Raw genomic sequence first — 26,541 nt, forward strand, 5'->3', positions numbered from 1 at the left:
GTAGACGGCTGAACCTCACGCTTGGTTGTGTCCCGAGTGGTCTGTACCGCCGATGATGTACCGGAGTTGACGCACAGCCCCGAGGACTCGACCCGGTGTGGGCCGGACGAGTGAGCCTCAGGGCTCTTGTCATACCGCGGTGTTGGTGACCCGTTCACTCTCGACGCGCTGCGCGAGACCTTCCTCGCCCAGCTGTCCCAGGTGCCGGCACAGGACCACGGAACCCCCGGCGGCCAGCGGTGCGAACAGCCCCGCGCTCAGGCCCTCCCAGGTGTCGTACGCACGTCCCGTCAGCAGTCGCGATCCGGCGGTCAGGCCGAGACCGGCCGCGTCCTCGCGGGCCCGCGCCACCAGGTGCGCCGCCGTCAGCTCGACCCCGCCCACCGCCAGCGCGGGAGCGTCCGGATCCACCGGCGCGAACGGGGCGAACCGGTCGCCCTGGCCCGGCACCTCGACCGCGTAGTCCGCGAAACCCTCGGGCGGCTGCGGGAACCTGCCGCCCAGCGGGCGCAGGGCCAGGGCGACCCGCTCGCCGCGGCAGGCGCGCGCCGCCTCCAGCGAGTCCGGGCCGCTGACGACGAGGTCCGCACCGGCCGGGTCGCCCTGCACATCGGCGATCACGCCGACCGAGGAACAGGCGAGCAGCCACACCGCGGACTGCCAGTGCGCGGGCAGCAGAAGGGCGAGCCGGTCACCGGGCTCCGCGGCGAGGTCGCCCTGGAGGAGGTTGGCGGTCTTGGCCACCCAATTGGCGAAGGTGGCCACCGACAATTCGACGCGTTCTCCGGTGGCGTCGTCGTAGAAAGTGACCAAGGGGCGGGCCGGATCCGCGGCGAGTGCGGAACGCAGCAGGTCGGCGGGGGTGCGGTCGGTGGCGTTCATCCGCGCAAGGGTACGCGGCGGTGCCGGGCCGGGCGGGGCGGACGGGCGCCGGGTACACCGGTTCGGCAGACGGCCCGTCAATGGTGCCGGGATGCCCCGGTAGCCGGAGTTGTCGGATTGAGCCCAGGATCATGCGTATGCGTGCCTTCATTGCATCCTCGATCGGTGCCACCTGCGCGGCGGTTCTCGTGCTGCCGGCGGCCGTGCCCGCGGGCGCCGCCCCCACCGCCCCTGCCGCCCCCACCGCCCCTGCCGAGCCCTCCGGGGCGGCTGAGCCCTCCGACATGCCGGGTTCGACACAGTCCCTGCCGATGTCGCCCCTGCCGGCGGCGTCCGGCCGGGGCGCCGACGAACCCACCCGGACCACCGAGCCCGCCGAACAGGGGCTGCCCGAACGCGAGGTCCGCCCGTTCTCCCTGGTCGGTGTCGTCTGGGACGACGCCGGCTCCGAACTTCACGGCACCGTCCAGGTCCGTACCCGCGCCGCCGGCACCACCCGCTGGTCGGACTGGCAGGACCTGGAGACGCACAACGCCGAGCACGCCGCCGACCCCGGGACCGACGAGCGCGAATCCGGCACCGTACGCGGCTCCACCGCCCCGCTCTGGGTCGGCGAATCGGACGGCGTCGCGGTCCGCGTACGCCCGGAGGCTTCCGATCCGCAGGACCGGAACTCCCCCGCCGTACCGTTGCCCACCGGCCTGCGCCTCGAACTCGTCGACCCCGGCAAGGACCCGCAACAGGTCCCCGCGGCGGGCGCCGAGGCCGCCGGAGACCCCGGGGACCCGGGAGACACCGAGACCGGGGATCCGTCAGGCGTGGGAAAGACCGAGACCGGGGATCCGTCAGGCGCGGGAAAGACCGAGACCGGGGATCCGTCAGGCGTGGGAAAGACCGAGACCGGGGACCCGTCAGGCGCGGGAAAGACCGAGACCGGGGATTCCGGAGACGCAGGGAACACCGAGAACGGCGGAGAAACCTCGGACACCGCCGACGCCGACGGCCGCACCACACCGGTCGGAGCGAGCGTGCTCCCCGCCCTGAGCAAGGAGGAGTCCGAGACACTCGGTGAGGCGGAGGCCGGACTCGCGCCCGGCGCCCAGCCGTACATCGGACCCCGCCCGCGCATCATCACCCGCAAGGGCTGGGGCGCCGACGAGAAGCTCCGGGAGCGGGCCTTCGTGTACACCAAGAGCGTCAAGGCCGCGTTCATCCACCACAGCGCCACGGGCAACAACTACACGTGCTCCCAGGCGCCCTCGGTCCTGCGCGGCATCTACCGCTACCACGTCAAGAGCAGCGGCTGGCGCGACATCGGCTACAACTTCGCCGTCGACAAGTGCGGAAACATCTACGAAGGACGTGCCGGGGGTGTGACGAAGGCCGTCCTCGGAGCGCACACGCTCGGCTTCAACACCAACAGCATGGGCATCGCCGTGCTCGGCACCTTCTCCGCGTCGGACCCGCCCGCCGCCGCGGTGAACGCCGTCGCGAAGCTCACCGCCTGGAAGCTCGGCCTGTTCGGGGCCGACCCGAGCGGCAAGGTCACGCTCGTCTCGGGCGGCGGCAACAAGTTCAAGAAGGGGACGAAGGCCCGACTCAACGTCATCTCCGGCCACCGGGACGGCTTCGCAACCGAATGCCCCGGAGCGCGTCTCTACAAGGAGCTCGGCTCGGCGCGGACCAGCTCGGCCCGCCTGCAGGGCCGCTGACCGGGGACGACCGAGCCGGTCTGCATACACTGGCCAGCCGAAACCAGGCCAGGCCCCACCAGGAAGCAGAGTCAGTGCTGTGACAGAGGCAAGAGAAGCGATCCTCCTGGTCGGCGGCAAGGGAACCCGGCTGCGCCCGCTCACGGTGCACACTCCCAAGCCCATGGTTCCGGCCGCGGGGGTCCCGTTCCTCACCCATCAGCTGGCGCGTGCCCGGGCCGCCGGGGTCGAGCACATCGTGCTCGCGACCTCGTACCTGGCGGAGGTCTTCGAACCGTACTTCGGGGACGGCTCGTCGCTCGGCCTCCACATCGAGTACGTCACCGAACGCGAACCGCTCGGCACCGGCGGAGCGATACGCAACGTCGCGCCCCGTCTCACCGCGGGGCCCGACGAACCGGTGCTCATCTTCAACGGCGACATCCTCACCGGCCTCGACATCCGGGCACTGGTCGCCTCGCACACCACCAGCGGAGCGGACGTCTCCCTCCATCTCACCCGGGTCGAGGACCCGCGCGCCTTCGGTCTCGTCCCGACGGACGGCAACGGCAGGGTCACCGCGTTCCTGGAGAAGCCCGAGACCCCCGAGGAGATCGTCACCGACCAGATCAACGCGGGGGCGTACCTCTTCCGCCGGTCGGTCATCGACACCATCCCGGCCGGCCGGCCGGTCTCCGTCGAGCGGGAGACCTTCCCCGGACTGCTCGCCTCCGGCGCACACCTCCACGGCATGGTCGACTCCACGTACTGGCTGGACCTCGGCACCCCGCAGGCCTTCGTACGCGGCTCCGCCGATCTGGTCCTGGGCCGCGCCCCGTCCCCGGCCGTCCCCGGCCGGTGCGGCGACCGGCTCGTCCTGCCGACGGCCTCCGTGGCCGCCGACGCCAAACTCACCGGCGGTACGGTGATCGGAGAGGGCGCCCTGATCGGCGAGGGAGCCCGGATCGACGGTTCCGCCGTGCTGGCCGGGGCGGTCGTCGAACCGGGAGCGGTGATCACGGACTCGCTGGTCGGAGCCGGTGCCAGGATCGGCAGCCGTACGGTGGTCGAGGGCGCGGTCGTCGGGGACGGGGCGCAGGTCGGCGCCGACAACGAACTGCGCGACGGCATCCGCGTCTGGTGCGGGGCGGTCCTGCCGGACGCGTCGGTGCGCTTCTCGTCCGACGAGTAGGACGAACGGCCCGACGCGCAGCCGGGCAGCCGCCACTGCGCTTACCCTCGACAGGCACCCCCGACGACCGAGGACCTCACCGTGGCAGGACGATTCGCACCCCGCAGCGCCCCGCGCGGGGCCGTCCCGCAGCAGGTGGCGGCTCCGGCGACGGGCGCGCTGACCCGCGACTGGACCCCGCCCGGCCCGCTCGACCTGCGCCTGGTTCTCGGCCCGCTGCGCCGCGGCCCCGCCGACCCCACCTTCCGGACGACCCGGGACGGCACGGTCTGGCGGGCCGGCCGCACGCCCGCGGGTCCCGGCACCCTCCGCGTCACGGCCCGGGGCGGCCGGATCGAGGCGGCGGCCTGGGGACCGGGCGCGTCCTGGCTGCTGGAGCAGTTGCCGACGCTGCTCGGCGCGGCGGACGACCCCGACGCCTTCCGCCCGCGCCACCGGCTGCTCGCCCTGACCCGGCACAGCCGCCCCGGCCTGCGCCTGCTGCGCACCGGCCTGGTCATGGAGTCCCTGATCCCGTCGATCCTCGAACAGAAGGTCACCACCGACGAGGCCTACCGTGCCTGGCGCTACCTGGTCCGCAAGCACGGAACCCCGGCCCCCGGCCCCGCGCACGAAGCCGGTTTCACCGCCCTCGGCCTGCACGTCATGCCGGACGCCCGCACCTGGTCGCTGATTCCGTCCTGGGAGTGGCACCGCGCGGGCGTCGACGCCAAGCGCTCGGCCACGATCCTGCGCGCGGTACGGGTGGCCCGCCGTCTGGAGGAGGCGGCCGCCATGGAGCTCCCGGAGGCCATGGCCCGCCTGGAACTGATCCCCGGCATCGGCCCCTGGACCTCGGCCGAGACCCTTCAGCGGTCGAACGGCGCGGCGGACGCGGTCACGGTCGGCGATCTTCACCTCCCCGGCATCGTCGGCCACGCCCTGGCGGGCAACAGAGACGCCGACGACGAGGAAATGCTGGCCCTCCTCGCCCCCTACGAGGGCCAGCGCCACCGGGCGACCCGCCTCATCCTGCTCTCGGGCCGCATTCCGCCCCGCCGGGCCCCGCGCATGACCAGCGGCGACATCGCCCGCCTGTGACGGCGGCGGCACCTCCACCCCGCCTCACCGCACCGCGACGAACCCCTCCGCACCCCGTCCCGCCTCACCGCACCGCGACGAACCCCTCCGCACCCCGCTCCGCCCGCGCCGCAGGGGCAACCGCGGGACGCCCCACCGCGACCGCGCCCAGCGGATCCCACGACTCGGGCAGCTCCAGCACCTCCCGCACCACATCGCGGCAGAACATCGTCGACGACACCCACGCCGAGCCGAGCCGCTCGCCCGCCAGCGCCACCAGGAAGTTCTGGATGCCGGCCCCCGCGGCGACCACGAACATCTCGCGCTCCGCCGTGTCCCGCCGCTCGTCGCCGTACGTGTGGGAGCCGTCCATCACCAGGCACGGCACCACCAGATACGGTGCCCGGCGCAGCACATCGCCCCGCCGCACCCGCTTCGCGACCGACTCCTCGCTCCGCCCGTCCCGGCGCAGATCCGCGATCCAGGCATCCCGCATCGCGTCGAGCAGCCGGGTCCGCGACTCCTCGGACTCCAGCAGGACGAACCGCCACGGCGTCGTGTGATGCGGCGCAGGCGCCGTCACCGCGGCGGCCACGGCCCGCCGCACCGCCCCCGGGTCCACCGGATCGTCGGTGAACTCGCGCACCGTACGCCGCAGGGTCACCGCCTCCCGCACCGCCTCGGACGTACCGAGCCGGAACATGTCGTCGGCCGCGACCCGCACCATCGCCCGTGCCCCGCCCGCGGCGTCCGCCGGGTCCACGACGTGGCCGAGGCCCCGCACCACCGCGACCGGCAGCCCCGCGGCCTTGCCCTTGACCAGATCTCCGGCGGAGGCCAGCTCGTCGGCGGTGGCGACCACGGTCGCGCTCAGCGGATTGCCGTACGCGTCCGTACCGCCGCGCAGATCGTCCAGCACCAGGACCCCGGCCGCCCCGATCGCGACATCGGTCAGCCCGCTGCGCCACGGCCGCCCGAAGGTGTCGGTGACGACGACCCCGACCTCGACGCCGAGGGTGTCCCGCAGCCCGTCCCGGATCGCGCGCGCCGAGGCGTCCGGGTCCTCCGGAAGCAACAGCACCGTCCCGGCGGGGGTGTTCGAGGCATCGACCCCGGCCGCCGCCATGACGAGCCCCTGCCGGTTCTCGACGATCCGCAGGGTGCCGCGCCGCGCCACCACCCGTACCGTCTCGGCGTCGATCGCCGCCTCCCGGTCGGTGGCCTCGACGATCCGGCCCTCCGCCTTGGAGACGATCTTCGACGTGACCAGCAGGACGTCGCCGTCGACCAGCCCCGGTCCGGCCGCGGCGATCAGCTTCGCCAGGTCGTCCCCGGCCTGCACCTCGGGCATCCCGGGCAGCGCCCAGACCCGGTAGGACGGCGCTCCGCCCAAGGCCGCGTCGGCGCTCACGCCTGGACCTCCTCGGCCAGCACCAGCGCCTGCCGGGCCATCTCCGCCGTCGCGTCGGCATCGGTCATCATCAGCGGCACGGCACGGCAGCGGATGCCCGCGGCCTCCACCTCGTCGACCGCCCCGGCGTCCACCGTGTCGACGAGCCACCCGTCGAGCAGCCCGGAGCCGTAGTGCCGGGCCACGGCCGACGCCGTCGACTCGACGCCCACCGCGGCGAGCACCTTGTCCGCCATGCCGCGCACGGGCGCGCCCCCGACGATGGGGGAGAGGCCGACGACCGGCACCCCGGCCTCGGCGATGGCCTCCCGGATCCCGGGCACGGCAAGAATCGTCCCCACCGACACGACGGGGTTGGACGGCGGGAAGAGGATGACATCGGCCTCGGCGACGGCCTCCAGCACGCCCGGCGCCGGCTTGGCCTGCTCGGCGCCGACCGGCACGATCGCCCGGGCCTCGACCGAGGCACGCAGCTTCACCCAGTACTCCTGGAAATGGATCGCCCTGCGCTCGCCGTCCAGGTCGACCGCGACATGCGTCTCGACCCGGTCGTCGGACATCGGCAGCAGCCGGACCCCCGGCTTCCAGCGTGCGCAGAGCGCCTCGGTGACGGCGCTCAGCGGGTAGCCCGCGGCCAGCATCTGCGTACGCACGATGTGCGTCGCGAAGTCGCGGTCGCCGAGCCCGAACCACTCCGGCCCCACGCCGTACGCCGCGAGCTCTGCCTTGACGTGGAAGCTCTCGTCCGTACGCCCCCAGCCCTGCTCCTCGTTGATGCCACCGCCGAGGGTGTACATCACGGTGTCGAGGTCGGGGCAGACCTTCAGCCCGAACAGATGGATGTCGTCACCGGTGTTGCCGATCACCGTGATGTCCGCGTCGGGCGCGGCCTGCTTGAGGCCACGCAGAAAACGAGCACCACCGATACCGCCGGCCAGAACCACAATGCGCATGCACAGCAGTTTGTCAGGCGGGTACGACATTCACGGCCGCCGGGGCGCATTGCGCCGCGTGCATCGGCATCTCGGTCAGACCCGGGTAATAGATGTGCAGACTGACGGCCGGTTCGATGGAGTCGTTGACCACTTCGTGGACATAGCCGGGTGCGAAGACGCGCTGCGCACCGGGGTCCAGCATCCGCGTGCCGCGTGCGGTGTGCTCGGTCAACCGGCCGTCCAGGACGGTCAGTACACCGGAGGAGGGGCCGTGGTCGTGGCGCCCGCTGCCCTGACCGGGCACCCAGCTGAGCAGCCACACCTCGTACCCGAGCGGGGCCTGCCCCGCCCGAGCGGAGCCGGGAGCCTGGGGAACGGAGCGCAGCCGGTGGTACCAGCGGCCGGCGGTGTCGTACCGGACGAGCGGCGCCCACTGCGCGCGGTCGGCGGCGATGGAGCGGGCGAGTCCGGCGAACTCGGCCACGGTGGAGGGGTGCTGGCGGGCCGGCTGCAGGAGGTGCTGGACCTCGAGGATGTCGCCGGCGATCTGAAGGTCGCTGTCGCTGTTCATGGAAGCGGTGGTTCCTCGGCATGGGGGTGCATGTGCGGGGTGTCGCGGAGGGGGACCGGAGAGCCGGGGACGCGCGGAGAAGGAGCCCTGCGGAGACACTCTGCGGTGAAACTCTGCGAAGAGGAGCTGGGTCAGAGCCGGTGCCCTACGGCATCAACAGCTGTGACAGCTGGAACAGCAACAGCGGGCCTGGACAGCGGTGCGGAACCCACGGATGTGGGTGGCGTACATCGCTGCGGTCGCTGGCATGCAGTCAAGGAGACCGGCTCGATCCGCCGCTGTCAACCCAATGCCCGATTTGGGGGTAATGTTTCACCTCATCCGGTTACTGGTGGCGAGGAAAGGTTTGTGCGGTCACCGTGGCGGAGATGTGGCGCATCAACCGTGTCCGCAAACGCCGTTGGAACCTTGTGACCCGACTGTGATCTTGATCGCTTCGGTGATCGAATCGAAACATGAGGGTGGCCCCGGTCGTCTCACTCGGTGAGAGGAAGGGGTGCGGTGAGACCGATGGCATATGTCAGATTTTTGGTGATTTGCACACTTTCCGCATACCCTTGGTTCCGCAGAGTGAATACCGGGGCCAATAGCAGATCTTCGCTTGACTGGCCTGGAGCTACACACTTGTAATTTCACTCGTGTCGTTCGGCCGCAATCAGTAACGGCTGCATCACGGGGACGCAAGAGACAGACGAGGGGCGCACATGACCGAGCTGTTCCAGCAACTGCTGGTCGAGGACGCGGACGAGGAACTCGGCTGGCAGGAGCGCGCGCTGTGCGCGCAGACCGATCCCGAGTCCTTCTTCCCCGAGAAGGGCGGATCCACCCGAGAGGCCAAGAAGGTCTGTCTCGCCTGTGAAGTCCGGTCCGAGTGCCTTGAGTACGCCCTTTCCAACGACGAACGGTTCGGAATCTGGGGCGGCCTTTCGGAACGTGAACGGCGCCGCCTGAAGAAGGCCGCCGTCTGACCGCGGGGCGCCGCGACCACCGAACCCCGTGCGCCGGAGCGCCACGACCGCGCACCGGATCGCCACGACCCGCGCACCGTACCGGACCGACCATGGCCCGCCGCCTGCATCCTGCCCGCAGGCGGCGGGCCATCGCCGTGTCCGACGTCCCTCCGCCGCAGCCCCGTCGCCGCCCTCGTCCAACCGCTCGGCGCCGCCGCGGTTGTCCGTACCGTTAGTGTGGGGCCCCGTCCGAGACGCGCCAACGCCCCGACGGAGCGCGCGTGTACACCGATGCAGCCCCCGGGGGGACGCCCCCCGGACCCGGCCGGAGGGCCCGTACCTCGATGTCCGTGCACAGCCAACCGACGGCGCCGTACGCGGCCGCCGCCGCCCCAGAGTTCCCCCGGCATGTCGTCACCGCCGTGCTCGTCTCCCACGACGGCGCACGCTGGCTGCCCGACGCGCTCGCCGGGCTGCTCGGGCAGGAACGCCCCGTACAGAACATCGTCGCCGCCGACACCGGCAGTGCCGACGACTCCGCGCGGCTGGTCACCGAGGCGCTCGGCGCGGAACGCGTCCTCCACCTCGCGCGCCGTACGAGCTTCGGCACGGCCGTCGACGAGGCGACCCGCACGGCCGGCGTCCTCACGCCCGAGGACCTGCCGTACCTGAAGCGCCCCAGCAGCTGGGACCCCGTCAGCAGGACCTGGCGCGACGACGCGTACGACCTTCCCGACCTGCCGCACGGCGAGCCGGTGCAGTGGCTCTGGCTGCTCCACGACGACTGCGCGCCCGAACCCGACGCGCTCGCCGAGCTGCTGAGCGTCGTCGACACCGACCCGCACGCCGCGATCGTCGGCCCCAAACTCCGCGGCTGGTACGACCGCAAGCAGCTGCTCGAAGTCGGCGTCTCCATCGCCAACAGCGGCCGCCGCTGGACCGGGCTCGACCGGCGCGAGCAGGACCAGGGCCAGCACGACCAGGTCCGCACGGTGCTCTCCGTCTCCACCGCGGGCATGCTGATCCGCCGTGACATCTGGGAGGAGCTCGGCGGGTTCGACCGCAGGCTCCCGCTGATGCGTGACGACGTCGACCTGTGCTGGCGCGCGCACGCCGCCGGGCACCGGGTGCTCGTCGCCCCCGACGCCGTCCTCCGGCACGCCGAGGCATCCGCCCGCGAGCGCCGCCCCATCGACTGCGCGGGACGCTCGGTCGCCTCGTCGCACCGCGTCGACAAGGCCGGCGCCGTCTACACGATGCTGGCCAACGCACCGGCCAAGGCCCTGCCCTGGGTGATGCTCAGGCTCCTCGTCGGCACGCTGCTGCGTACCCTCGCCTATCTCGTCGGCAAGGTGCCCGGCCAGGCCCTCGACGAGGTCGCCGGCTTCTTCGGCACCCTGCTGCGCCCCGGCCGGATCCTCGCGGCCCGGCGCAGCCGCGGCAAGGGCGTCGTCGACCAGACCGAACTGCGCGGCCTCTTCCCGCCGCCCGGCGCCACCGTCCGCGCCACCGTCGAGCAGGTCGCCGGAAACTTCGGCGGCGGCTCCGACGCCGACTCGGGCGGCTCACGGCACGGCGCCGTGGAGTCCGGACCCGGCGGTGACGACGCCGACTTCCTGGAGATCGAGCAGTTCGCGCGGCTGAAGCGGATCGGGCGCAAGCCGGGCCCGGTCCTCTTCGCCGTCCTGCTGTTCGTCTCGCTCGTCGCCTGCCGCGGTCTGCTCGGCGGCGGGGCCCTCGCGGGCGGCGCGCTGCTGCCCGCGCCCGCCGACGTCTCCGACCTGTGGGGCAGGTACGCGGACGGCTGGCACACGGTCGGTACCGGCGGTACGCAGACCGCACCGCCCTACCTCGCCGTGCTCTCGGCCCTGTCCGCGCTGTTCCTCGGCTCGACCGGCTTCGCGCTCACGCTGCTGCTGGTCTGCTCGGTCCCGCTCGCCGGACTCACCGCGTACTTCGTCTCCCGGCCGCTGCTCGAATCGAGGCTGCTGCGGGCCTGGGCGAGCTTCGCGTACGCCTTCCTGCCCGCGGCGACCGGCGCGCTGGCGACCGGCCGTCTCGGCACCGCCGTCCTGCTCGTCCTGCTTCCGCTGATCGCCCGCGCCGCCGTCTCCGCCCACGGCATGCGGGCCGGCGGGGACGCGCGCGGCAGCTGGCGCGCCACCTGGACGTATGCCCTGCTCCTCACCTTCACGATGGCCTTCACACCCGTCGTGTGGCCGCTCGCCGCGGTCCTCGGCATCGGTGTGCTCGTACTGCGCCGCGACGACATCGCCGCGTACGGGCTCCGTTTCCTCGCCGCGATCGGCACGCCGCTGCTGGTGCTCGCGCCCTGGTCGCTCTCGCTCCTCACCAGCCCGTCCGGCTTCTTCGAAGAGGCGGGCCTGGACCTCGGTACGGGCACGGCCTCCGCACTCGACCTGCTCGGCATCAGCCCCGGCGGCCCCAAGGCCGCGGGCGGTGTGCTGCTGCTCGGCATCGTGTTCGCCGCGCTGGCGGCGCTGCTGCGCGGGGAGCGGCAGTTCGCGGTCCGCACCGCGTGGGCCGTCGCGCTCGTGGCGCTGGTCTTCGCCGCCCTCGCCAACGGTTCGGGCTGGGCGGGTCCCGCCACCCTCGTCTACGGCATCGCGCTGATCGCCGCCGCGCTGGTCGGCGCGGACGGCGCCCGGGTGCGCGTCGCCGAACTCAGCTTCGGCTGGCGCCAGCCCGTCGCCGCACTGATCGCCCTCGCCGCGGGCCTCGCTCCGGTGCTGGCCGCCGCCGGCTGGATGATCGGCGGCGCCGCGGGCCCGCTGGAGCGTCGCGACCCGGTGCAGGTCCCCGCGTTCGTCGCGGAGGAGAGCACCACCCGCGACCAGCCGCGCACCCTGGTCCTGGGCGGCACCTCGCCCGCCGCCGTCTCGTACACCCTGGTGCGCGGCTCCGGCGCGCGGCTCGGCGACGCCGAACTGATCGAGGCGGGCGGCAGCAACAGCCACCTCGACAAGGTCGTCGCCAACCTGGTCGCGGGCTCCGGCGCCGACCAGGGCAGCCAGCTCAGCGGCTTCGCGATCCGCTACGTACTGGTACGGGACGGCGCTCCGAAGGAGATGAGCCGGGTCCTCGACACGACCCCCGGTCTCAGCCGGCTGAGCCAGCTGGACGGCAGCGCGCTGTGGCGGGTCGACCGGCAGGTCGCCCGCGTCATGATCATCCCGTCCGGTGCCGACGGCGAACCGCTGCCCGTGGGTTCCCTCCCCGTCGAGGCGCACACCGAGATCCCGGCGGGCGGCTCCGGCCGGGTGCTGCGGATCGCCGACGCGGCCGACCCCGGCTGGGAGGCCACGCTCAACGGGCACGCCCTGACCCGGAAGACCGTCGACGGCTGGGCCCAGGGCTTCGAGCTCCCGGCCGAGGGCGGCAAGCTGGACCTCACGTACAGCGCCCCGCTCACCCATACCGCCTGGATCTGGGCCCAGACCGCGCTGGCCGTGGTCCTGGTGGTCCTCGCCCTGCCGGGGCGCCGCCGGGAGATCGACGACGACCTGCCCGAGGAGGTCGCGACGGTCCCCGCGGAGCCGGTCGCGGGCGAGGGGCGCCGGGCGCGCAGGCTCCGCGCGGCCGCCCAGGCGGAAGCGGAGCAGGAGCAGTCCGGGAGCGGGAGCGACGAGGAAGCACCGGACGCGGCGGGGGAGTACGTCCCCGCACAGCAGGCCGCTGAACCGCAGTCGCAGCAACAGCCGCAGCAGGGCGACGACCAGGACGTCTTCGCCCCGCAGGAAGACAGCGGTCAGTACGCGGCGGTGCCGCAGCAGCAGTACGGCGAATGGGACGCGCAGCAGTACCAGGGCGCCGGCTACCAGCAGTACCAGGGGGAGCAGCAGTACCAGGGCGAGCAGTACCAGGACGGCCAGTACGGCACGCAGCACGGGCACCAGGCCGCCGATCCGTACCAGCAGAACGCCTACGACCCGTACGGCTACGCCCAGCAGCAGCAGCAGCAACAACAACAACAGCAGCAGTACGACCCGCAGGCCCAGGCCCAGTACGCCCCGCAGGTCCCGCCGTACGACCCGCAGGCCCCGTACGACCCCCAGGCCGGCTACGGCGGGCAGGGCCAGTACGACCAGAACCCCGACGAGAACCCCGCCCCGGGCCAGAACCCGTGGCCGACCGGTAACGCATCGCGAGGCGAGTCCGAGTGAAGTCCACCAGCCTGTCCCTCATCGCGGGCACCGTCGCCCTCGCCGCCGTCACCGGATTCGCCGCGCTCACCGCGCCCGGCGACGGGGGCACGACGGAGCCGAAGGCCGCCACCCGCCTGCCGGTGGAACAGACCAGCCGGCTCTGCCCGGCGCCCGGTCTCTCGGAACTCGCGGAGACGACGTACACGTCCTTCACCCCGGCGGGCGGCAGCGGCGGCGGCGAGGCCGGGACGGCCGAACTGAAGCGGTCCGCGTCCGCCACCGCCGACGACACCGCGGCCAAGGACGAGAAGGACAAGAAGGGCAAGAAGAAGGACGACAAGAAGGCGGATCCCGGAAAGTCGGTCGTCTCCCTCAAGGAGCCCGGCGCACCGGCCACCGCCGATGCGTCCGGCTCCGACGCCCCCGCCCTGGTCGGCACCGCCACCGGCCGCCTGGCCCCCGGCTGGACCACCCAGCAGACCACCACGATCGAGGCGGGCGCCGCCCGCGGCCTGCTGGGCGTCAGCTGCACCGGCCCCGACACGGACTTCTGGTTCCCGGCCGCGAGCACCGCGAAGTTCCGCCAGGACTACGTCCACCTCACCAACCCCGACGACACCGCGGCCGTCGCGGACATCGAGCTGTACGGTCCGGACGGCGCCCTCAAGTCCGAGGCCGGCGAGGGCGTCACGGTGCCCGCCCGGTCGAGCGTCCCGGTCCTGATCTCCACGCTGACCAGCGAGGTGGCCGAGGACGTGACCGTCCACGTCACCACCCGGACCGGACGCGTCGGAGCCGTCGTCAGGACCGCGGACGAGGAGACCGGCAGCGACTGGCTGACCGCCTCGGCCGGCCCGGCGGGCACCCTGGTGCTCCCCGGCATTCCCGCGGACGCCACCTCGGTCCGGCTGGTGGTCTTCTCACCCGGCGACGGCGACGCCGATCTGACGGTGAAACTCCTCGGCAAGACCGGCGCGTTCTCCCCGGCCGGGCACGAGGCCCTGCACGTCAAGTCGAGGATGACCGCGGGGGTCGACATGAAGGACCTCACCAAGGGCGAAGCCGGCTCCCTGCTGCTGAGCCCGGCCAAGGGCGGAAAGGGCACCCCGGTGGTGGCCGCGCTGCGCGTGATCCGCGGCAAGGGCGACGGGCAGGAGGTCGGCTACATCCCGGCGACCGGCCCGGTGGGCGCCCAGGCGACCGCGGCCGACAACCGGGCCAAGGGGTCGACCCTCTCGCTCACCGCACCGACTGCCACCGCCACCGTGAAGGTCACCGCGTCCGCGGGCAGCGACGGCGGCGAACAGGCCGTCAAGACGTACACCGTCAAGGGCGGTACGACGCTCGCGGTGACCCCGCCCGTGCCGTCCGGGCTCAAGGGCGGCTACGCGTTGACCGTCCGGACGGAGTCGGGCGGCCCGGTGTACGCCGCACGCACGCTCAGCCTTCCGCAGGGCGGCGTCCAGATGTTCACCGTGCAGACCCTGTCGGACGACGGCGGAACGGTCGAGGTGCCCGCGGCCGAGCAGGACCTGACGGTCCTGGACGACTGAGCGGACGGTACGGGCGGGTGGCGGCCGGTCGCCTCGCCGGGGCGGCCGGTCCTACTCCTGCCCGTACCGCGGATCCACCGACTCCGGAGAGAGCCCGAGCAGGTCCGCGACCTGCTCCACCACGACCTCGTGCACCAGCAGGGCCCGCTCGTCACGGTTCTTGGTACGGATCTCGACGGGCCGCCGGTAGATGACGATCTGCGCGGGCCGGTCCTTCTCCGCGGAGACCGCGCGCCCCAGCGGAACGGTCTCCTCCTGTGTCACCGGCACGTCGAGGACCATGAAGTCGACATCGGCCAGCTGCGGCCAGCGCCGTTCCAGCCGTTCCACCGAGTCCTGCACGAGATCACGGAAGTTCTCCGCCCGGCTGGCCGAGAGCGGCACCTGGGGCGGGGCGACGGGCCCGCGCATGCCGCGGCCATGGCGGTCGCGACGGCGTGGGTGCGGCTCGGACGGGTGGGGCGGTACGGGACTGTCCATCACTGACGCAGGGTAACTCTCTGCGGCGCAGGCGGATCGACGCTCCCTGACAGGGCGTCGACATGTCCCATCCTGAACAATCCGGCCGGACGAAAGCTCGTTTCAGGCCCGGCTCCTGACCGCCGATCTCTTCGTGAATGACAGCTTTTGTGCCGAGCGGTGACCGGAATCGTTGCCGGTGCGACCCGTGCCGCCACCTTCCTCCGCAGGTCAGGAGGACTGTCCGGCAGGCGGTTGCGCCGGAGGTCACAGGGCGACACGGTGGGGTGACCTGAGGGAGAGTCGTCGCAGCCCGCTCAAGAGTGCGGTACCGTCCAACATCGTGAGCCCTGTACGTCGCTGTTCGCGCACCGCGTGCGGCCGCCCTGCCGTCGCGACACTGACGTACGTCTATGCCGACTCGACTGCGGTCCTCGGCCCGCTCGCCACCTACGCCGAGCCCCACTGCTACGACCTCTGCGCCGAGCACAGCGAGCGGCTGACCGCACCACGTGGCTGGGAGGTCGTCAGGCTCTCCGACCCCTCCGCTCCCACCCGCCCCAGCGGCGACGATCTCGAAGCGCTCGCCAATGCCGTACGGGAAGCGGCGCGGCCGCACGACCGCGGCGGCGACGGCAGGAGCGGCGGTGGCCCGCAGACCGCGGATCCGAGAGAGGTCGCGCGCCGCGGCCATCTGCGCGTGCTGCGCTCACCGGACTCCTGAGCCCAGCGGTGTGCGGCGTTCCGCCCCGCCCCTCGCTGTGATGCCGGACGCGCGGAGCGGTCCCGGTGCCGTCACCGGGTTCTCGGCAGGACGGTCTCCCGTCGGCGCCTGACGATCGCGGACGCGGCAGCAGCCCGCCCCGCCCACCGCACGCACAGCCCCGGGCAGCGCCCGGCCGGGCAACCGCACGGCCGCAAGGCCCCGCGGCCCGCGCGAGCCGCCGCCGGGTAGTTTGGGCGGTCCGCAGAAATCTCAGGAGGACCGGCCCGTGGCTGCTGATCTGTCGCAGATCGTGAAGGCGTACGACGTGCGCGGGGTGGTGCCCGACCAGTGGGACGCATCGCTGGCCGAACAGTTCGGGGCGGCGTTCGTCGAGGTCACGGGCGCGGACGCGATCGTGATCGGCCACGACATGCGGCCCTCGTCGCCCGGCCTCTCGGGTGCCTTCGCACGCGGTGCGGCGGCGCGCGGCGCGGACGTCACATTGATCGGCCTCTGCTCGACCGACCAGCTGTACTTCGCCTCCGGCAGCCTGGGCCTCCCCGGCGCGATGTTCACCGCCTCGCACAATCCGGCGCGCTACAACGGGATCAAGCTCTGCCGGGCGGGCGCGGCGCCCGTGGGCCAGGACACCGGGCTCTCCGAGATCCGCGCCCTGGTCGAGAAGTGGTCCGAGACCGGAGTGCCGCGGCCGGCGGCCACCCCCGGAACCGTCACCGAGCGCGAAACGCTGCCCGACTACGCCGCGCACCTGCTGTCCCTGGTGGACCTCGCGTCGATCCGCCCGCTGAAGGTCGTCGTCGACGCGGGCAACGGCATGGGCGGCCACACCGTCCCCACCGTCTTCGCGGACCTTCCCGTCGACCTCGTACCCCTGTACTTCGAGCTCGACGGCACGTTCCCCAACCACGAGGCGAACCCCCTCGACCCGAAGAACCTCGTCGACCTCCAGGCCCGGGTCGTGGCCGAGGGCGCGGACCTGGGCCTGGCCTTCGACGGCGACGCCGACCGCTGCTTCGTCGTCGACGAACGCGGCGCCGGCGTCTCCCCGTCCGCGATCACCGCCCTGGTCGCGGCCCGGGAACTCGCCCGCAACGGAGGCGAGGGCACCGTCATCCACAACCTGATCACCTCGCTCACGGTTCCCGAGGTCGTCCGCGAGAACGGCGGCACCCCGGTCCGCACCCGCGTGGGTCACTCCTTCATCAAGGCGGAGATGGCCGAGCACGGCGCGATCTTCGGCGGCGAGCACTCGGCGCACTACTACTTCCGCGACTTCTGGAACGCCGATACGGGCATGCTCGCCGCGCTCCATGTCCTGGCCGCGCTGGGGGGACAGCCGGGCACCCTGTCGGAACTGGTCGCCCAGTACGACCGCTACACCGGATCCGGCGAGATCAACTCCACGGTCACCGACCAGCCGGCCCGCACGGCGGCGGTACGCGCATCCTTCGAGAACCGCGACGGAGTCACGACCGACGACCTGGACGGCCTGACGGTCATGGCCCCGGACTGGTGGTTCAACCTGCGGGCCTCCAACACGGAACCGCTGCTGCGGCTGAACGTCGAGGCCCGTGACGAGCGGACGATGGCGGCGGTGCGCGACGAGGTACTGACACTGATCCGGTCGTAGGAACGGACTTCGTGCAGGAGCGGCCTTCGTGTGGGAGCGCCGGGAGCTGGGGTGGGGGCCGGGGAGGCGCGGGCCGGGTCCGGACGGGGTGGACGATTCGTTTCTGCCGGGAGCCACCATGCCGACCCGTCCGGCGTTCGAGGACCGGGGTCCGGGACGGAGTCCCGGCCCGCGCCCCACCCCCCGCACCCCGGCGGTAGGCTGACGTCGCCCGATCCGCGTGAACCCGAACCCGCTGGTTCGAATGCCTGAAGGGACTCACCCCATGCCGCTCGAAGTCGGCCTTCTGGAGATCCTCGCCTGCCCGGCCTGCCACTCTCCGCTCGACGACCGGTCGGCAGCCGACAGCCCCGAGCTCGTCTGCACCGGCAAGGACTGCGGCCTGGCCTACCCGGTACGGGACGGCATCCCCGTCCTCCTCGTCGACGAGGCCCGCCGCCCCGCGTAACGGGCACGGCGCCCCGCCCCGCGCAACGGCGTCCGCACCCCGCACCCCGCACGGTGATCAGCACGTGATCGGAGGACCGTCCCCATGCTCGACGAGTCGCTGCTCGACGCCCCGGACTCCCTGGCCCGAGCCGACCGCCGCGGCCTGCTCCGCGGCGCCGCCGAGGCCGGGGCCCGGGTCCGTACCGCCGCCCGGCACGCGGTGGAGGCCGGGATCGCCGCACTGAACCCGGAAGGCCGCCCCCGCGCCGTACTCGTGGCGGGTTCCGGCACCGCCGCCTCCGGCGTCGCCGACCTGATCACCGCCCTGGCAGGCGCCTCCGCCCCCGTCACCCGCATCCACCCCACCGGGGTCGCCGCCGCCGCGGGCGCGATGCGCTGGACGCTGCCCGGCTGGGCCGGCTCCGTGGACCTGCTGCTGATCGTCACGGCCGACGGTTCCGAGCCGGGCCTCTCCCTCCTCGCCGAACAGGCGTACCGCCGCGGCTGCAGCGTCGTCGCCGTCACCCCCCACCGGTCACCGCTGCGCGAGGCGATCGACGGGGCCCACGGACTCGTCGTGCCGATGGCCACCGCCCCGCACGGGGAGTACGACGCCGAGACGTCGGCGGCGGGCCCCGGCACGCTCTGGGCCCTGTTCACCCCGCTGCTCGCGCTGCTCGACCGGGTCGGCCTGGTCACCGCACCCCCCGAGTCGCTGCAGAGTGTCGCCGACCGCCTGGACCGCACCGCGGAACGCTGCGGTCCGGCCATCGCCACGTACAGCAACCCGGCCAAGACCCTCGCCGCCGAACTCGCCGACAGCCTGCCCCTCATCTGGACGGAGGGCGAGGCGGCGGCCCCGGTCGGCCGCAGATTCGCCGCGGTCCTGGCCGAGCTGTCCGGCCGCCCGGCCCTCGCCGCCGAGCTCCCCGAGGCGCTTCCCGCCCACGGCGCGCTGCTGGCGGGCACATTCGCCGCCGGAGCCGACCCCGACGACTTCTTCCGCGACCGGGTCGACGAGACGGAGCCCCTGCACGCCCGTGTCGTGCTGCTCCGCGACCGTCCCACCGGCGGGCTGAGCGCCGGTCCCGCCGCCCGCGAACTGGCCCTGGGCCACGACACGGCGATCAGCGAACTCGAACCGGAGGGGGGCACCGAACTCGAAGCCCTCGCCGAACTCCTCGCGGTCACCGACTTCGCCGCCGTCTACCTGGCACTCGCGTCGGCGGCCCGTGCCTGACGCGTGCGCCGCCCCACCGGACCGCACTCCGTCGGCATCCCGCCCCGATCCACGCACCTGACAAGGACCAACCCATGGACCGGCTCTCCAATACCGTGCGTCCCTATGCCTGGGGCTCCACCACCGCCATCCCCGAGTTGCTCGGCATCGCCCCCACCGGCGAACCCCAGGCGGAGATGTGGATGGGTGCCCACCCCGGAGCGCCCTCGCGCCTCACGCGTGCGAACGGCGCCGGAGAGACCCGCCCCGAGCAGCCCCTCACCGAGGTCATCGCCGCCGACCCCGAGCGGGAACTGGGCCAGGCCACGGTCGAGAAGTTCGGCCCCCGCCTGCCCTTCCTCCTCAAACTGCTCGCCGCCGGCGCCCCGCTCTCCCTCCAGGTACACCCCGACCTCGCACAGGCCGGGCGCGGCTACGAGGACGAGGAGCGCCGGTCCGTCCCGATCGACGCCTCCCACCGCACGTACAAGGACGCCAACCACAAGCCCGAGCTGATCTGCGCGCTCACCCCCTTCGCCGGCCTGTGCGGGTTCCGCAGGCCCACCGAGGCGGCGGAGGCGATGGCGGCACTCGGCGTCGACGCACTCAAGCCGTACGTCGACCTCCTCGGCGCCCACCCCGAAGAGGCGGCCCTGCGCGAGGTCCTCACCGCGATCCTCGGCGCCGACCGGGCGGAGATGGCCGAAACGGTGAACCTGGCGGCCGCGGCCGCCGAACGTCTCGGCGGCGCGCACGCCCCGTACGCCCGGATCGCCCATCACTTCCCCGGCGACCCCGGCGTCATCGCGGCGATGCTGCTGAACTCCGTGGAACTCCAGCCCGGCGAAGCCCTCTTCCTCGGCGCGGGCGTTCCGCACGCCTACCTCGACGGCCTCGGCGTCGAGATCATGGCGAACTCCGACAATGTGCTGCGCTGCGGACTCACGCCCAAGCACATCGACGTACCCGAACTCCTGCGCATCGTCCGCTTCGAGGCGACCGACCCCGGCGTCCTGCGCCCCGAGGCGTCCCCGTCCGGCGAGGAACTCTACGAGACGCCCGTGGACGAATTCCGGCTCTCGCGCTTCGACCTGTCGCCCGGCGCCGCCCCCGTCGACCTGACCAGGGACACCCCGCAGATCCTGCTCTGCACCGCGGGCACCCCGAAGGCGGGCTCCCTCGGTCTCACGCCCGGCGACTCGGTCTTCGTACCCGCCGGCGAGAGGGTCGAAGCGTCCGGTACGGGAACCTTGTTCCGCGCCACAGTGGTGGCCTGACGCACCGCCCGCATCAGCGGCTGCAACAATGTCCGGCCGTACCGCGGCGCCATTGCCGCAGCACCGAAGAAGGGACACCAGGCACCCATGAGTGCGTCAGGCGGAAACAAGGCGATCGTGGCGGCACTCGGCGCCAACCTCGCGATCGCAGTGGCCAAATTCGTGGCGTTCCTGTTCAGTGGCTCGTCGTCGATGCTCGCGGAGAGCGTCCACTCGGTCGCCGACTCGGGCAACCAGGGACTGCTGCTGCTCGGCGGCAAGAAGGCCCAGCGCGAGGCGACCCCCCAGCACCCCTTCGGCTACGGCCGCGAGCGCTACATCTACGCCTTCCTCGTCTCCATCGTGCTGTTCTCCGTCGGTGGCATGTTCGCGGTGTACGAGGGCTACGAGAAGATCAAGCACCCGCACGAGATCGAGGCCTGGTACTGGCCGGTCGGCGTGCTCGTCTTCGCGCTCGTCGCCGAGGGCTTCTCCTTCCGTACCGCCATCAAGGAGTCCAACGAGACCCGCGGATCTCTCTCCTGGAGGGAGTTCATCCGCCGGGCGAAGGCCCCCGAACTCCCCGTCGTGCTCCTGGAGGACTTCGGCGCGCTGATCGGTCTGGTGCTCGCCCTTGCCGGTGTCGGCATGGCCCTCGCGACCGGCAACGGTGTCTGGGACGGTATCGGCACCCTCTGCATCGGCGTCCTGCTGATCGCCATCGCGATCGTCCTCGCCGCCGAGACCAAGTCCCTGCTGCTCGGCGAGGCCGCCGGCGCCGACCAGGTCGAGAAGATCAGGGCGGCGGCCGTCGACGGCGACACGGTCACCGGCGTCATCCACATGCGTACGCTCCACCTCGGCCCGGAAGAACTGCTGGTCGCCGCCAAGATCGCGGTGCAGCACGACGACACGGCCGCCGAAGTGGCCAACGCCATCAACGCCGCCGAGACCCGGATCCGCGCAGCCGTCCCGATCGCCCGGGTCATCTATCTGGAACCGGACATCTACAGCGAGGCGGCCGCCGCAGCCGGCACCAACCCCGGCAAGACCCCGGGCGGAACCCCGAACACCCCGGACGCATCGGACACCCCGAACAACCCGACCGACCCCGACCACTGACCCGCCCCCGTACCCCACGGCCTCACCCACCACCGCACTCACGCACACCCCCCGCCCCGAGTGGCCCGCTCCGGCGGCCCGCCACACCCGCTCCCGGGACCGCCCTTCCGGCCACCTCCCTCCCGGGCGGGCTGGGAGTGACTGGGCCGGTCGGTGTAGATTCGACGGCAGTGTCAGACGTCGCTGCTGATGGCGGTCGATCGGTCCGTATGCGCGGACCGGCCGAGGGAGAGAGGGCCTCCGACGGACTGCGCTGCGAGCGCCCGGGCATTCGTGTGCCCGCCGCCGCAGAGCCAGCCGTGCCCACCTCGACACCCATTACGAGGAGCAGCCCGTTATGACGACGGTCGCCAATCGACAGGACTTCAAGGTCGCCGACCTCTCCCTCGCGGCGTTCGGCCGCAAGGAGATCACCCTCGCCGAGCACGAGATGCCCGGCCTGATGTCGATCCGCAAGGAGTACGCCGCCGCGCAGCCGCTGGCCGGCGCCCGCATCACCGGTTCGCTGCACATGACCGTGCAGACCGCCGTGCTGATCGAGACCCTGGTCGCGCTCGGCGCCGAGGTCCGCTGGGCCTCCTGCAACATCTTCTCCACCCAGGACCACGCCGCCGCGGCCATCGCCGTGGGTCCGAACGGCACCCCGGACGCCCCCGCGGGCGTCCCGGTCTTCGCCTGGAAGGGCGAGACGCTCGAAGAGTACTGGTGGTGCACGGAGCAGGCCCTGACCTGGCCGAACACCCCCACCGGCGGCCCGAACATGATCCTCGACGACGGTGGTGACGCCACCCTCCTCGTCCACAAGGGCGTCGAGTTCGAGAAGGCCGGCGCGGCCCCGGACCCGTCGACGGCGGACAGCGAGGAGTACGGCCACATCCTCACCCTGCTGAACCGCACCCTCGGCGAGTCCCCGCAGAAGTGGACCCAGCTGGCGTCCGAGATCCGCGGTGTCACCGAGGAGACCACGACCGGTGTGCACCGGCTGTACGAGATGCACCGCGACGGCACCCTCCTCTTCCCGGCGATCAACGTCAACGACGCTGTCACCAAGTCCAAGTTCGACAACAAGTACGGCTGCCGCCACTCCCTGATCGACGGCATCAACCGCGCCACCGACACCCTCATCGGCGGCAAGACCGCGGTCGTCTGCGGCTACGGCGACGTCGGCAAGGGATGCGCGGAGTCGCTGCGCGGCCAGGGCGCCCGCGTGATCATCACCGAGATCGACCCGATCTGCGCGCTGCAGGCGGCGATGGACGGCTACCAGGTGACCACCCTCGACGAGGTCATCGACAAGGCCGACATCTTCGTCACCACGACGGGCAACAAGGACATCATCATGGCCGCCGACATGGCCAAGATGAAGCACCAGGCCATCGTCGGGAACATCGGCCACTTCGACAACGAGCTCGACATGGCCGGCCTGGCGAAGATCGACGGCATCGTCAAGGACGAGGTCAAGCCGCAGGTCCACACCTGGACGTTCCCCGACGGCAAGGTCCTCATCGTGCTGTCCGAGGGCCGCCTGCTGAACCTGGGCAACGCCACCGGCCACCCGTCGTTCGTGATGTCCAACTCGTTCGCGGACCAGACCCTGGCCCAGATCGAGCTGTTCACCAAGCCCGAGGAGTACCCGACCGACGTCTACGTGCTGCCCAAGCACCTGGACGAGAAGGTCGCCCGTCTCCACCTCGACGCGCTCGGCGTGAAGCTGACGACGCTCCGCCCCGAGCAGGCTTCCTACATCGGTGTCGAGGTCGAAGGCCCGTACAAGCCCGACCACTACCGCTACTGATCCGCTCCTGATCCGGCCCGTCGGTGACCGCGCATCCCACCATCGGAGAGCGGCGTCCGGGCCGGTGACGGCTTCGGTCACCACACCCGCCGACAGACGGAACAGCCTCAGCAGCAGCTACGAACGCAGGCCCCCGCACCCCCGTGCCGGGGGCCTGCCCCGTACCGCACCCGCTCAGCCCGAGGAACCTCGAAGGACCCCATGCCCCGCGGTCGATATTCGCTCCACGATCTCCACGATCACACCCTCCTCGGCGAAGAACACTTCCAGTGCGCCCCCGGTCCCTCCGGCTGGCGCTACGTCTCCCGGACCACCGCCCCTTCCGGCGACCACCTCGGCTCCGTCGACCTGACCCTCGACGAACTGGGCCGCCCCATCCGCCTCGAACTCCACGCCGCGAGCTGGCAGGTCCGCGGCGCCGCCCTGGAAGGCGTCACCTGGGTCCGTACCGACCCGACCGGAACCCGTGCCACCGAAGGCAATGTGCGCGCCCACGCCTTCACCGGCACGTCCCCCGCGTTTCTCGTCGCGACCTCGCGACTTCTGCGCCTCACCCCCGATTCCCCCGCGACCCGCGTCCGCCTGGTCGCCTTCACGGACCCGGTCCTCGCCCCCCGTACCGTCGACCAGTCCTGGGCCCTGGTGAACAGTGAAGCGCACGCCACTGACAACGGTCCCCTGACCGTGGACGAGTACCAGGTCAGCGCCCTGGACACCGGCGAACAGCACACCGTTCACATCGCCGGCGACGTGGTCCTCTCGGCCCCCGGCATCGAGCTCGAAGACCTGGAATCCCCGCCTTCACCGCGCTAAGGGCTGTCCCGTAGTCCCTGGCGGGCGTGCGACGACAGCTACGGCACCTCGCCGCGTTGTCGGAACGCCCGAATACATCCAGTGGTTCGGGCGTCAGACCGCCTTGCGACGCACCGCATCCGACGCTGCGCGCCGATCCACCAGGGACTACGGGACAGCCCTTATTAGGCGGGCGGCGCGAACCCCGTCGCCGCGGGCGCCGCCCCGCCCTCCTTCACTGCCGGGACCACGGGAGCGCCCGCCCCCGTACCTCCCGCGAACGGCACGGACCCCGCCGGCGGGGCAGCAGCGGCCCCACCCTTCACGGCCCCGCTTCCCATCTGCGCGCCACGGATCCGAGCAGCGCGATCCTGAGGGGCACCGTCCTGAGGGGCACCGTCCTGTGCGGCGACGAGCACCCGCCGCGCATCCCGCGCCTGCCGCTCGTTCACCACAGCCGCCAGATACGCCCCGGCCGGCACCCCCTCGGGCACCGGAGCGCCCGTCCGCGCCGCCAGCTCCCCGGCCAGCCGCGCCGCCATGGACAGGCCCACCTGCGCGTCGAGCTGGTGCATCCGCGTCAGGTACTGCCGTATCGCCAGCCACAGACCGTCCGGTACCGCCGACAGATCCAGCCCCGCGAACCGCCCGACCAGCCACGGCGGCGGAGGCGGCACGGCCACCGCCCGCCCCGACGGCACCCGCTCCCGTACGACGAGCGTCCCTGCGAACACATCCCCGAGCCGCCGTCCCCGCGCCGACACCAGCGAAGCGATACAGGCGACGACCCCGAGCGTCATGAGGATCTCGACGACTCCCATGGCCCCGCGCACCAGCGCATGCCGGAACCGGATCGGCCCCCCGTCGTCCCGGACCACGCGCAGCCCGCACGCCAGCTTCCCCAGCGAACGTCCATGGCTGAGGGTCTCCACCGCGATCGGCCCGCCCACCAGCACGAGCAGAAAGGCCGCCACGGACACCGCCGCGAGTGCCGCGTCATCCAGCGTCGCCGTCGCCATGGCCAGGCCGATCGACACCAGGACGAACGCCGCCCCCACCACGGCGAGGTCGATGGCCAGCGCCAGTGCCCGGCTCGGCAACTTCGCGGGCCGCAGCCCCAGTACCACCGCGTCCCCGGTCACGAGCTCCGTCATCGCCGCCCCATCCTTCGCCGGTCTTCCCTGCCCCTCGGGACCTCAGTCTGCCAAGCTGACCCGCAACGCGCCGCCGTAGTACGAACCCGTCCGCCCCCGTGCCTGGAGCAGCAGCCGACCATGGACCTCGACGTCTTCGTCACCGCCCACCGCACCGAGTGGGACCGTCTGGACCACCTCCTGCACCGCGGGCGCCGTCTCACCGGCGACGAGGCCGACGAGCTCGTCGAGCTCTACCAACGCACGGCCACCCACCTCTCGCTCCTCCAGTCCGGCGCTTCCGACCCGATGCTCACCGCGCGCCTCACCCAGCTCGTCGCCCGTGCCCGATCCACGGTGACGGGCACCCGCCGAGCCTCCTGGCGCGACGCCACACGCTTCCTGACAGCCGGCTTCCCGGCCGCGGTCTACCGATCCAGGCACTGGTGGATACCCACGGCCGTCCTCTCCACGCTGCTGGCCGCCGTCATCGGCTGGTGGATCGGCACACATCCGGGAGTCCAGTCGGCCATCGCGGCTCCGGACGACCTCCGCCGCCTGACCAGCCCGGGCGGGGAGTACGAGACCTATTACTCCAGCCATCCCGCCGCGTCCTTCGCTGCCCAGGTGTGGACGAACAACGCCCGGGCCGCAGCCATGTGCCTGGTCCTGGGAGCTTTCCTGGGCATCCCGGTGGTCTGGATCCTCTTCCTCAACGTGCTCAACCTCGGAGTCGGTATCGGCCTGATGTCCTCAGCCGGCCGCCTCGACACCTTCCTGGGGCTGGTCCTCCCGCACGGTCTGCTGGAGCTCACCGCCGTCTTCGTCGCAGCCGGTACGGGCCTGCGGCTCGGCTGGACGGTCATCGACCCGGGCCCGCACACCCGCCGCTCGGCCCTGGCGCAACAGGGCCGCGCCGCGATCGGCATGGCCATCGGCCTCGCCCTGGTCCTGTTCGTCTCGGGCCTCATCGAAGGCTTCGTCACCCCTTCCGGTCTCCCGACCTGGGGACGCATCACCATCGGCATCACGGCCGAGCTGGCCTTCCTCGCGTACGTCTACGTACTGGGCGGCCGCGCAGCCCGAGCGGGCGACCGGGGCGACATCGATCCCACTGAACGCAGCGCCGAACTCCCGGCCGCAGCCTGATGTGCGTACACCCCCGCTGACCTGCTAGTCTCCTCTTCGCCCCGAGAGACCGTTGACACGGTTGATCTGGGGAGGTAGATTTTAACGGTTGCGTCGGACTGGACAGGTCCGATCCCAACGGTTAGTGTCTTCTTCGCTCTCAACGGAAATGGAATTTCCGCAGAGCCATTGATTCTCTCATTCCGGAGCATGCAGCCGATCAGTTCGGCCAAATGATTCTGGTAAAGTCGAGTCAGCCGAGAGGCAAGGCCACTCCAAAGGCCGCCGGAATTCACATTCGGACCGGAAACGGAACGGAAAAGAGTCTGGTAAGGTTGGAACCGCTGGAAAGGGAAACGCGAAAGCGAAGAACTGGAAAGCAACCCCGCTTCGACCGGGAATCGGACACGAAAGAGTCTGATAGAGTCGGAAACGCAAGAC

At 72.1% G+C, this 26,541-nt stretch carries 21 protein-coding genes; 15 read left to right on the forward strand and 6 right to left on the reverse strand.

The window, feature by feature from the left end:
* Positions 1 to 129: 129 nt before the first annotated feature.
* The gene (locus ACIOMQ_RS36795; protein ID WP_362207284.1) at positions 130 to 882 is read right to left on the reverse strand and encodes a TIGR03089 family protein; all 753 of its coding nucleotides are present in this window, start codon (positions 880 to 882) and stop codon (positions 130 to 132) included.
* 137 nt (positions 883 to 1,019) lie between these two features.
* Between ACIOMQ_RS36795 and ACIOMQ_RS36800 the strand changes: the two genes are divergently transcribed.
* The 3 genes from ACIOMQ_RS36800 (at position 1,020) to ACIOMQ_RS36810 (ending at position 4,845) form a co-directional block, all read left to right on the forward strand.
* Complete coding sequence (locus ACIOMQ_RS36800) at positions 1,020 to 2,594, forward strand: N-acetylmuramoyl-L-alanine amidase (protein ID WP_402192079.1); 1,575 nt, start codon at positions 1,020 to 1,022, stop codon at positions 2,592 to 2,594.
* A 79-nt stretch (positions 2,595 to 2,673) separates the two neighbouring features.
* Entirely contained in the window at positions 2,674 to 3,765 is a 1,092-nt protein-coding gene (locus ACIOMQ_RS36805; RefSeq protein ID WP_362207289.1) for an NDP-sugar synthase, read from the forward strand.
* A gap of 81 nt (positions 3,766 to 3,846) precedes the next feature.
* Positions 3,847 to 4,845, forward strand: coding sequence for a DNA-3-methyladenine glycosylase family protein (locus ACIOMQ_RS36810; protein ID WP_402192082.1), 999 nt, complete (start codon positions 3,847 to 3,849; stop codon positions 4,843 to 4,845).
* Positions 4,846 to 4,909: 64 nt separating this feature from the next.
* Here the strand turns inward: ACIOMQ_RS36810 and ACIOMQ_RS36815 are convergent, their stop codons facing one another.
* Genes ACIOMQ_RS36815 through ACIOMQ_RS36825 form a run of 3 tightly spaced genes read right to left on the reverse strand, consistent with a single transcriptional unit; the run spans position 4,910 to position 7,741 of the window.
* Positions 4,910 to 6,235: a coenzyme F420-0:L-glutamate ligase gene (locus ACIOMQ_RS36815; protein ID WP_362207295.1), complete on the reverse strand. Its 1,326-nt coding sequence runs from the start codon at positions 6,233 to 6,235 to the stop codon at positions 4,910 to 4,912.
* A complete protein-coding gene (gene cofD / locus ACIOMQ_RS36820; protein WP_401269725.1) occupies positions 6,232 to 7,188 on the reverse strand; it encodes a 2-phospho-L-lactate transferase in 957 nt (318 codons plus the stop codon). The genes ACIOMQ_RS36815 and cofD overlap by 4 nt, the downstream gene beginning before the upstream one ends.
* 13 nt (positions 7,189 to 7,201) lie before the next feature.
* A complete protein-coding gene (locus ACIOMQ_RS36825) occupies positions 7,202 to 7,741 on the reverse strand; it encodes a cysteine dioxygenase (RefSeq protein ID WP_401269727.1) in 540 nt (179 codons plus the stop codon).
* Between the two features lie 704 nt (positions 7,742 to 8,445).
* Between ACIOMQ_RS36825 and ACIOMQ_RS36830 the strand changes: the two genes are divergently transcribed.
* The 3 genes from ACIOMQ_RS36830 (at position 8,446) to ACIOMQ_RS36840 (ending at position 14,410) form a co-directional block, all read left to right on the forward strand.
* A complete protein-coding gene (locus tag ACIOMQ_RS36830; protein ID WP_030927001.1) occupies positions 8,446 to 8,709 on the forward strand; it encodes a WhiB family transcriptional regulator in 264 nt (87 codons plus the stop codon).
* Positions 8,710 to 9,035: 326 nt separating this feature from the next.
* Positions 9,036 to 12,875: a glycosyltransferase gene (locus ACIOMQ_RS36835; RefSeq protein ID WP_402192084.1), complete on the forward strand. Its 3,840-nt coding sequence runs from the start codon at positions 9,036 to 9,038 to the stop codon at positions 12,873 to 12,875.
* Positions 12,872 to 14,410, forward strand: coding sequence for a DUF5719 family protein (locus ACIOMQ_RS36840; protein WP_402192086.1), 1,539 nt, complete (start codon positions 12,872 to 12,874; stop codon positions 14,408 to 14,410). The genes ACIOMQ_RS36835 and ACIOMQ_RS36840 overlap by 4 nt, the downstream gene beginning before the upstream one ends.
* 51 nt (positions 14,411 to 14,461) lie before the next feature.
* Here ACIOMQ_RS36840 and ACIOMQ_RS36845 read toward each other — a convergent pair whose 3' ends face one another.
* Positions 14,462 to 14,890, reverse strand: a complete 429-nt coding sequence (locus tag ACIOMQ_RS36845; protein ID WP_362207348.1) for a metallopeptidase family protein — start codon at positions 14,888 to 14,890, stop codon at positions 14,462 to 14,464.
* A gap of 322 nt (positions 14,891 to 15,212) precedes the next feature.
* Between ACIOMQ_RS36845 and ACIOMQ_RS36850 the strand changes: the two genes are divergently transcribed.
* The 8 genes from ACIOMQ_RS36850 to ACIOMQ_RS36885 all read left to right on the forward strand — a co-directional run bounded on the left by ACIOMQ_RS36850 (position 15,213) and on the right by ACIOMQ_RS36885 (position 23,860).
* Complete coding sequence (locus ACIOMQ_RS36850) at positions 15,213 to 15,593, forward strand: DUF3499 domain-containing protein (protein ID WP_362207310.1); 381 nt, start codon at positions 15,213 to 15,215, stop codon at positions 15,591 to 15,593.
* Positions 15,594 to 15,861: 268 nt separating this feature from the next.
* Positions 15,862 to 17,226: a phosphomannomutase/phosphoglucomutase gene (locus tag ACIOMQ_RS36855; RefSeq protein WP_362207313.1), complete on the forward strand. Its 1,365-nt coding sequence runs from the start codon at positions 15,862 to 15,864 to the stop codon at positions 17,224 to 17,226.
* A 265-nt stretch (positions 17,227 to 17,491) separates the two neighbouring features.
* Positions 17,492 to 17,674, forward strand: a complete 183-nt coding sequence (locus ACIOMQ_RS36860; protein WP_402192088.1) for a Trm112 family protein — start codon at positions 17,492 to 17,494, stop codon at positions 17,672 to 17,674.
* An 84-nt stretch (positions 17,675 to 17,758) separates the two neighbouring features.
* Complete coding sequence (locus ACIOMQ_RS36865; protein ID WP_401269740.1) at positions 17,759 to 18,895, forward strand: SIS domain-containing protein; 1,137 nt, start codon at positions 17,759 to 17,761, stop codon at positions 18,893 to 18,895.
* Between the two features lie 74 nt (positions 18,896 to 18,969).
* The gene (gene manA / locus ACIOMQ_RS36870) at positions 18,970 to 20,151 is read left to right on the forward strand and encodes a mannose-6-phosphate isomerase, class I (RefSeq protein ID WP_402192090.1); all 1,182 of its coding nucleotides are present in this window, start codon (positions 18,970 to 18,972) and stop codon (positions 20,149 to 20,151) included.
* An 87-nt stretch (positions 20,152 to 20,238) separates the two neighbouring features.
* Entirely contained in the window at positions 20,239 to 21,252 is a 1,014-nt protein-coding gene (locus ACIOMQ_RS36875) for a cation diffusion facilitator family transporter (RefSeq protein WP_362207320.1), read from the forward strand.
* Between the two features lie 337 nt (positions 21,253 to 21,589).
* Positions 21,590 to 23,047, forward strand: coding sequence for an adenosylhomocysteinase (ahcY, locus tag ACIOMQ_RS36880; protein WP_362207323.1), 1,458 nt, complete (start codon positions 21,590 to 21,592; stop codon positions 23,045 to 23,047).
* Between the two features lie 201 nt (positions 23,048 to 23,248).
* On the forward strand, positions 23,249 to 23,860 hold the full coding sequence (locus ACIOMQ_RS36885) for a hypothetical protein (RefSeq protein ID WP_362207326.1): 612 nt from the start codon (positions 23,249 to 23,251) through the stop codon (positions 23,858 to 23,860).
* A gap of 164 nt (positions 23,861 to 24,024) precedes the next feature.
* On the opposite strand, the gene ACIOMQ_RS36890 is transcribed toward ACIOMQ_RS36885, so the two are convergent.
* On the reverse strand, positions 24,025 to 24,993 hold the full coding sequence (locus ACIOMQ_RS36890) for an RDD family protein (RefSeq protein WP_362207329.1): 969 nt from the start codon (positions 24,991 to 24,993) through the stop codon (positions 24,025 to 24,027).
* A 120-nt stretch (positions 24,994 to 25,113) separates the two neighbouring features.
* On the opposite strand from ACIOMQ_RS36890, the gene ACIOMQ_RS36895 reads away from it, so the two are divergent.
* Positions 25,114 to 26,121, forward strand: a complete 1,008-nt coding sequence (locus tag ACIOMQ_RS36895) for a stage II sporulation protein M (protein WP_362207332.1) — start codon at positions 25,114 to 25,116, stop codon at positions 26,119 to 26,121.
* The last annotated feature ends 420 nt before the right edge of the window (positions 26,122 to 26,541 follow it).

Origin of the sequence: Streptomyces sp. NPDC087845, assembly GCF_044742755.1 — a bacterium.
In the GTDB taxonomy this organism is placed as follows: Bacteria; Actinomycetota; Actinomycetes; order Streptomycetales; family Streptomycetaceae; genus Streptomyces.

Bases quoted from the DNA above. Each gene is read 5' to 3' on its own strand.
- ACIOMQ_RS36795 (WP_362207284.1), bottom strand. From the start codon at position 882: ATGAACGCCACCGACCGCACCCCCGCCGACCTGCTGCGTTCCGCACTC.
- ACIOMQ_RS36800 (WP_402192079.1), top strand. From the start codon at position 1,020: ATGCGTGCCTTCATTGCATCCTCGATCGGTGCCACCTGCGCGGCGGTT.
- cofD (WP_401269725.1), bottom strand. From the start codon at position 7,188: ATGCGCATTGTGGTTCTGGCCGGCGGTATCGGTGGTGCTCGTTTTCTG.
- ACIOMQ_RS36825 (WP_401269727.1), bottom strand. From the start codon at position 7,741: ATGAACAGCGACAGCGACCTTCAGATCGCCGGCGACATCCTCGAGGTC.
- ACIOMQ_RS36830 (WP_030927001.1), top strand. From the start codon at position 8,446: ATGACCGAGCTGTTCCAGCAACTGCTGGTCGAGGACGCGGACGAGGAA.
- ACIOMQ_RS36835 (WP_402192084.1), top strand. From the start codon at position 9,036: ATGTCCGTGCACAGCCAACCGACGGCGCCGTACGCGGCCGCCGCCGCC.
- ACIOMQ_RS36845 (WP_362207348.1), bottom strand. From the start codon at position 14,890: ATGGACAGTCCCGTACCGCCCCACCCGTCCGAGCCGCACCCACGCCGT.
- ACIOMQ_RS36860 (WP_402192088.1), top strand. From the start codon at position 17,492: ATGCCGCTCGAAGTCGGCCTTCTGGAGATCCTCGCCTGCCCGGCCTGC.
- ACIOMQ_RS36865 (WP_401269740.1), top strand. From the start codon at position 17,759: ATGCTCGACGAGTCGCTGCTCGACGCCCCGGACTCCCTGGCCCGAGCC.
- manA (WP_402192090.1), top strand. From the start codon at position 18,970: ATGGACCGGCTCTCCAATACCGTGCGTCCCTATGCCTGGGGCTCCACC.
- ACIOMQ_RS36875 (WP_362207320.1), top strand. From the start codon at position 20,239: ATGAGTGCGTCAGGCGGAAACAAGGCGATCGTGGCGGCACTCGGCGCC.
- ahcY (WP_362207323.1), top strand. From the start codon at position 21,590: ATGACGACGGTCGCCAATCGACAGGACTTCAAGGTCGCCGACCTCTCC.
- ACIOMQ_RS36885 (WP_362207326.1), top strand. From the start codon at position 23,249: ATGCCCCGCGGTCGATATTCGCTCCACGATCTCCACGATCACACCCTC.
- ACIOMQ_RS36890 (WP_362207329.1), bottom strand. From the start codon at position 24,993: ATGACGGAGCTCGTGACCGGGGACGCGGTGGTACTGGGGCTGCGGCCC.
- ACIOMQ_RS36895 (WP_362207332.1), top strand. From the start codon at position 25,114: ATGGACCTCGACGTCTTCGTCACCGCCCACCGCACCGAGTGGGACCGT.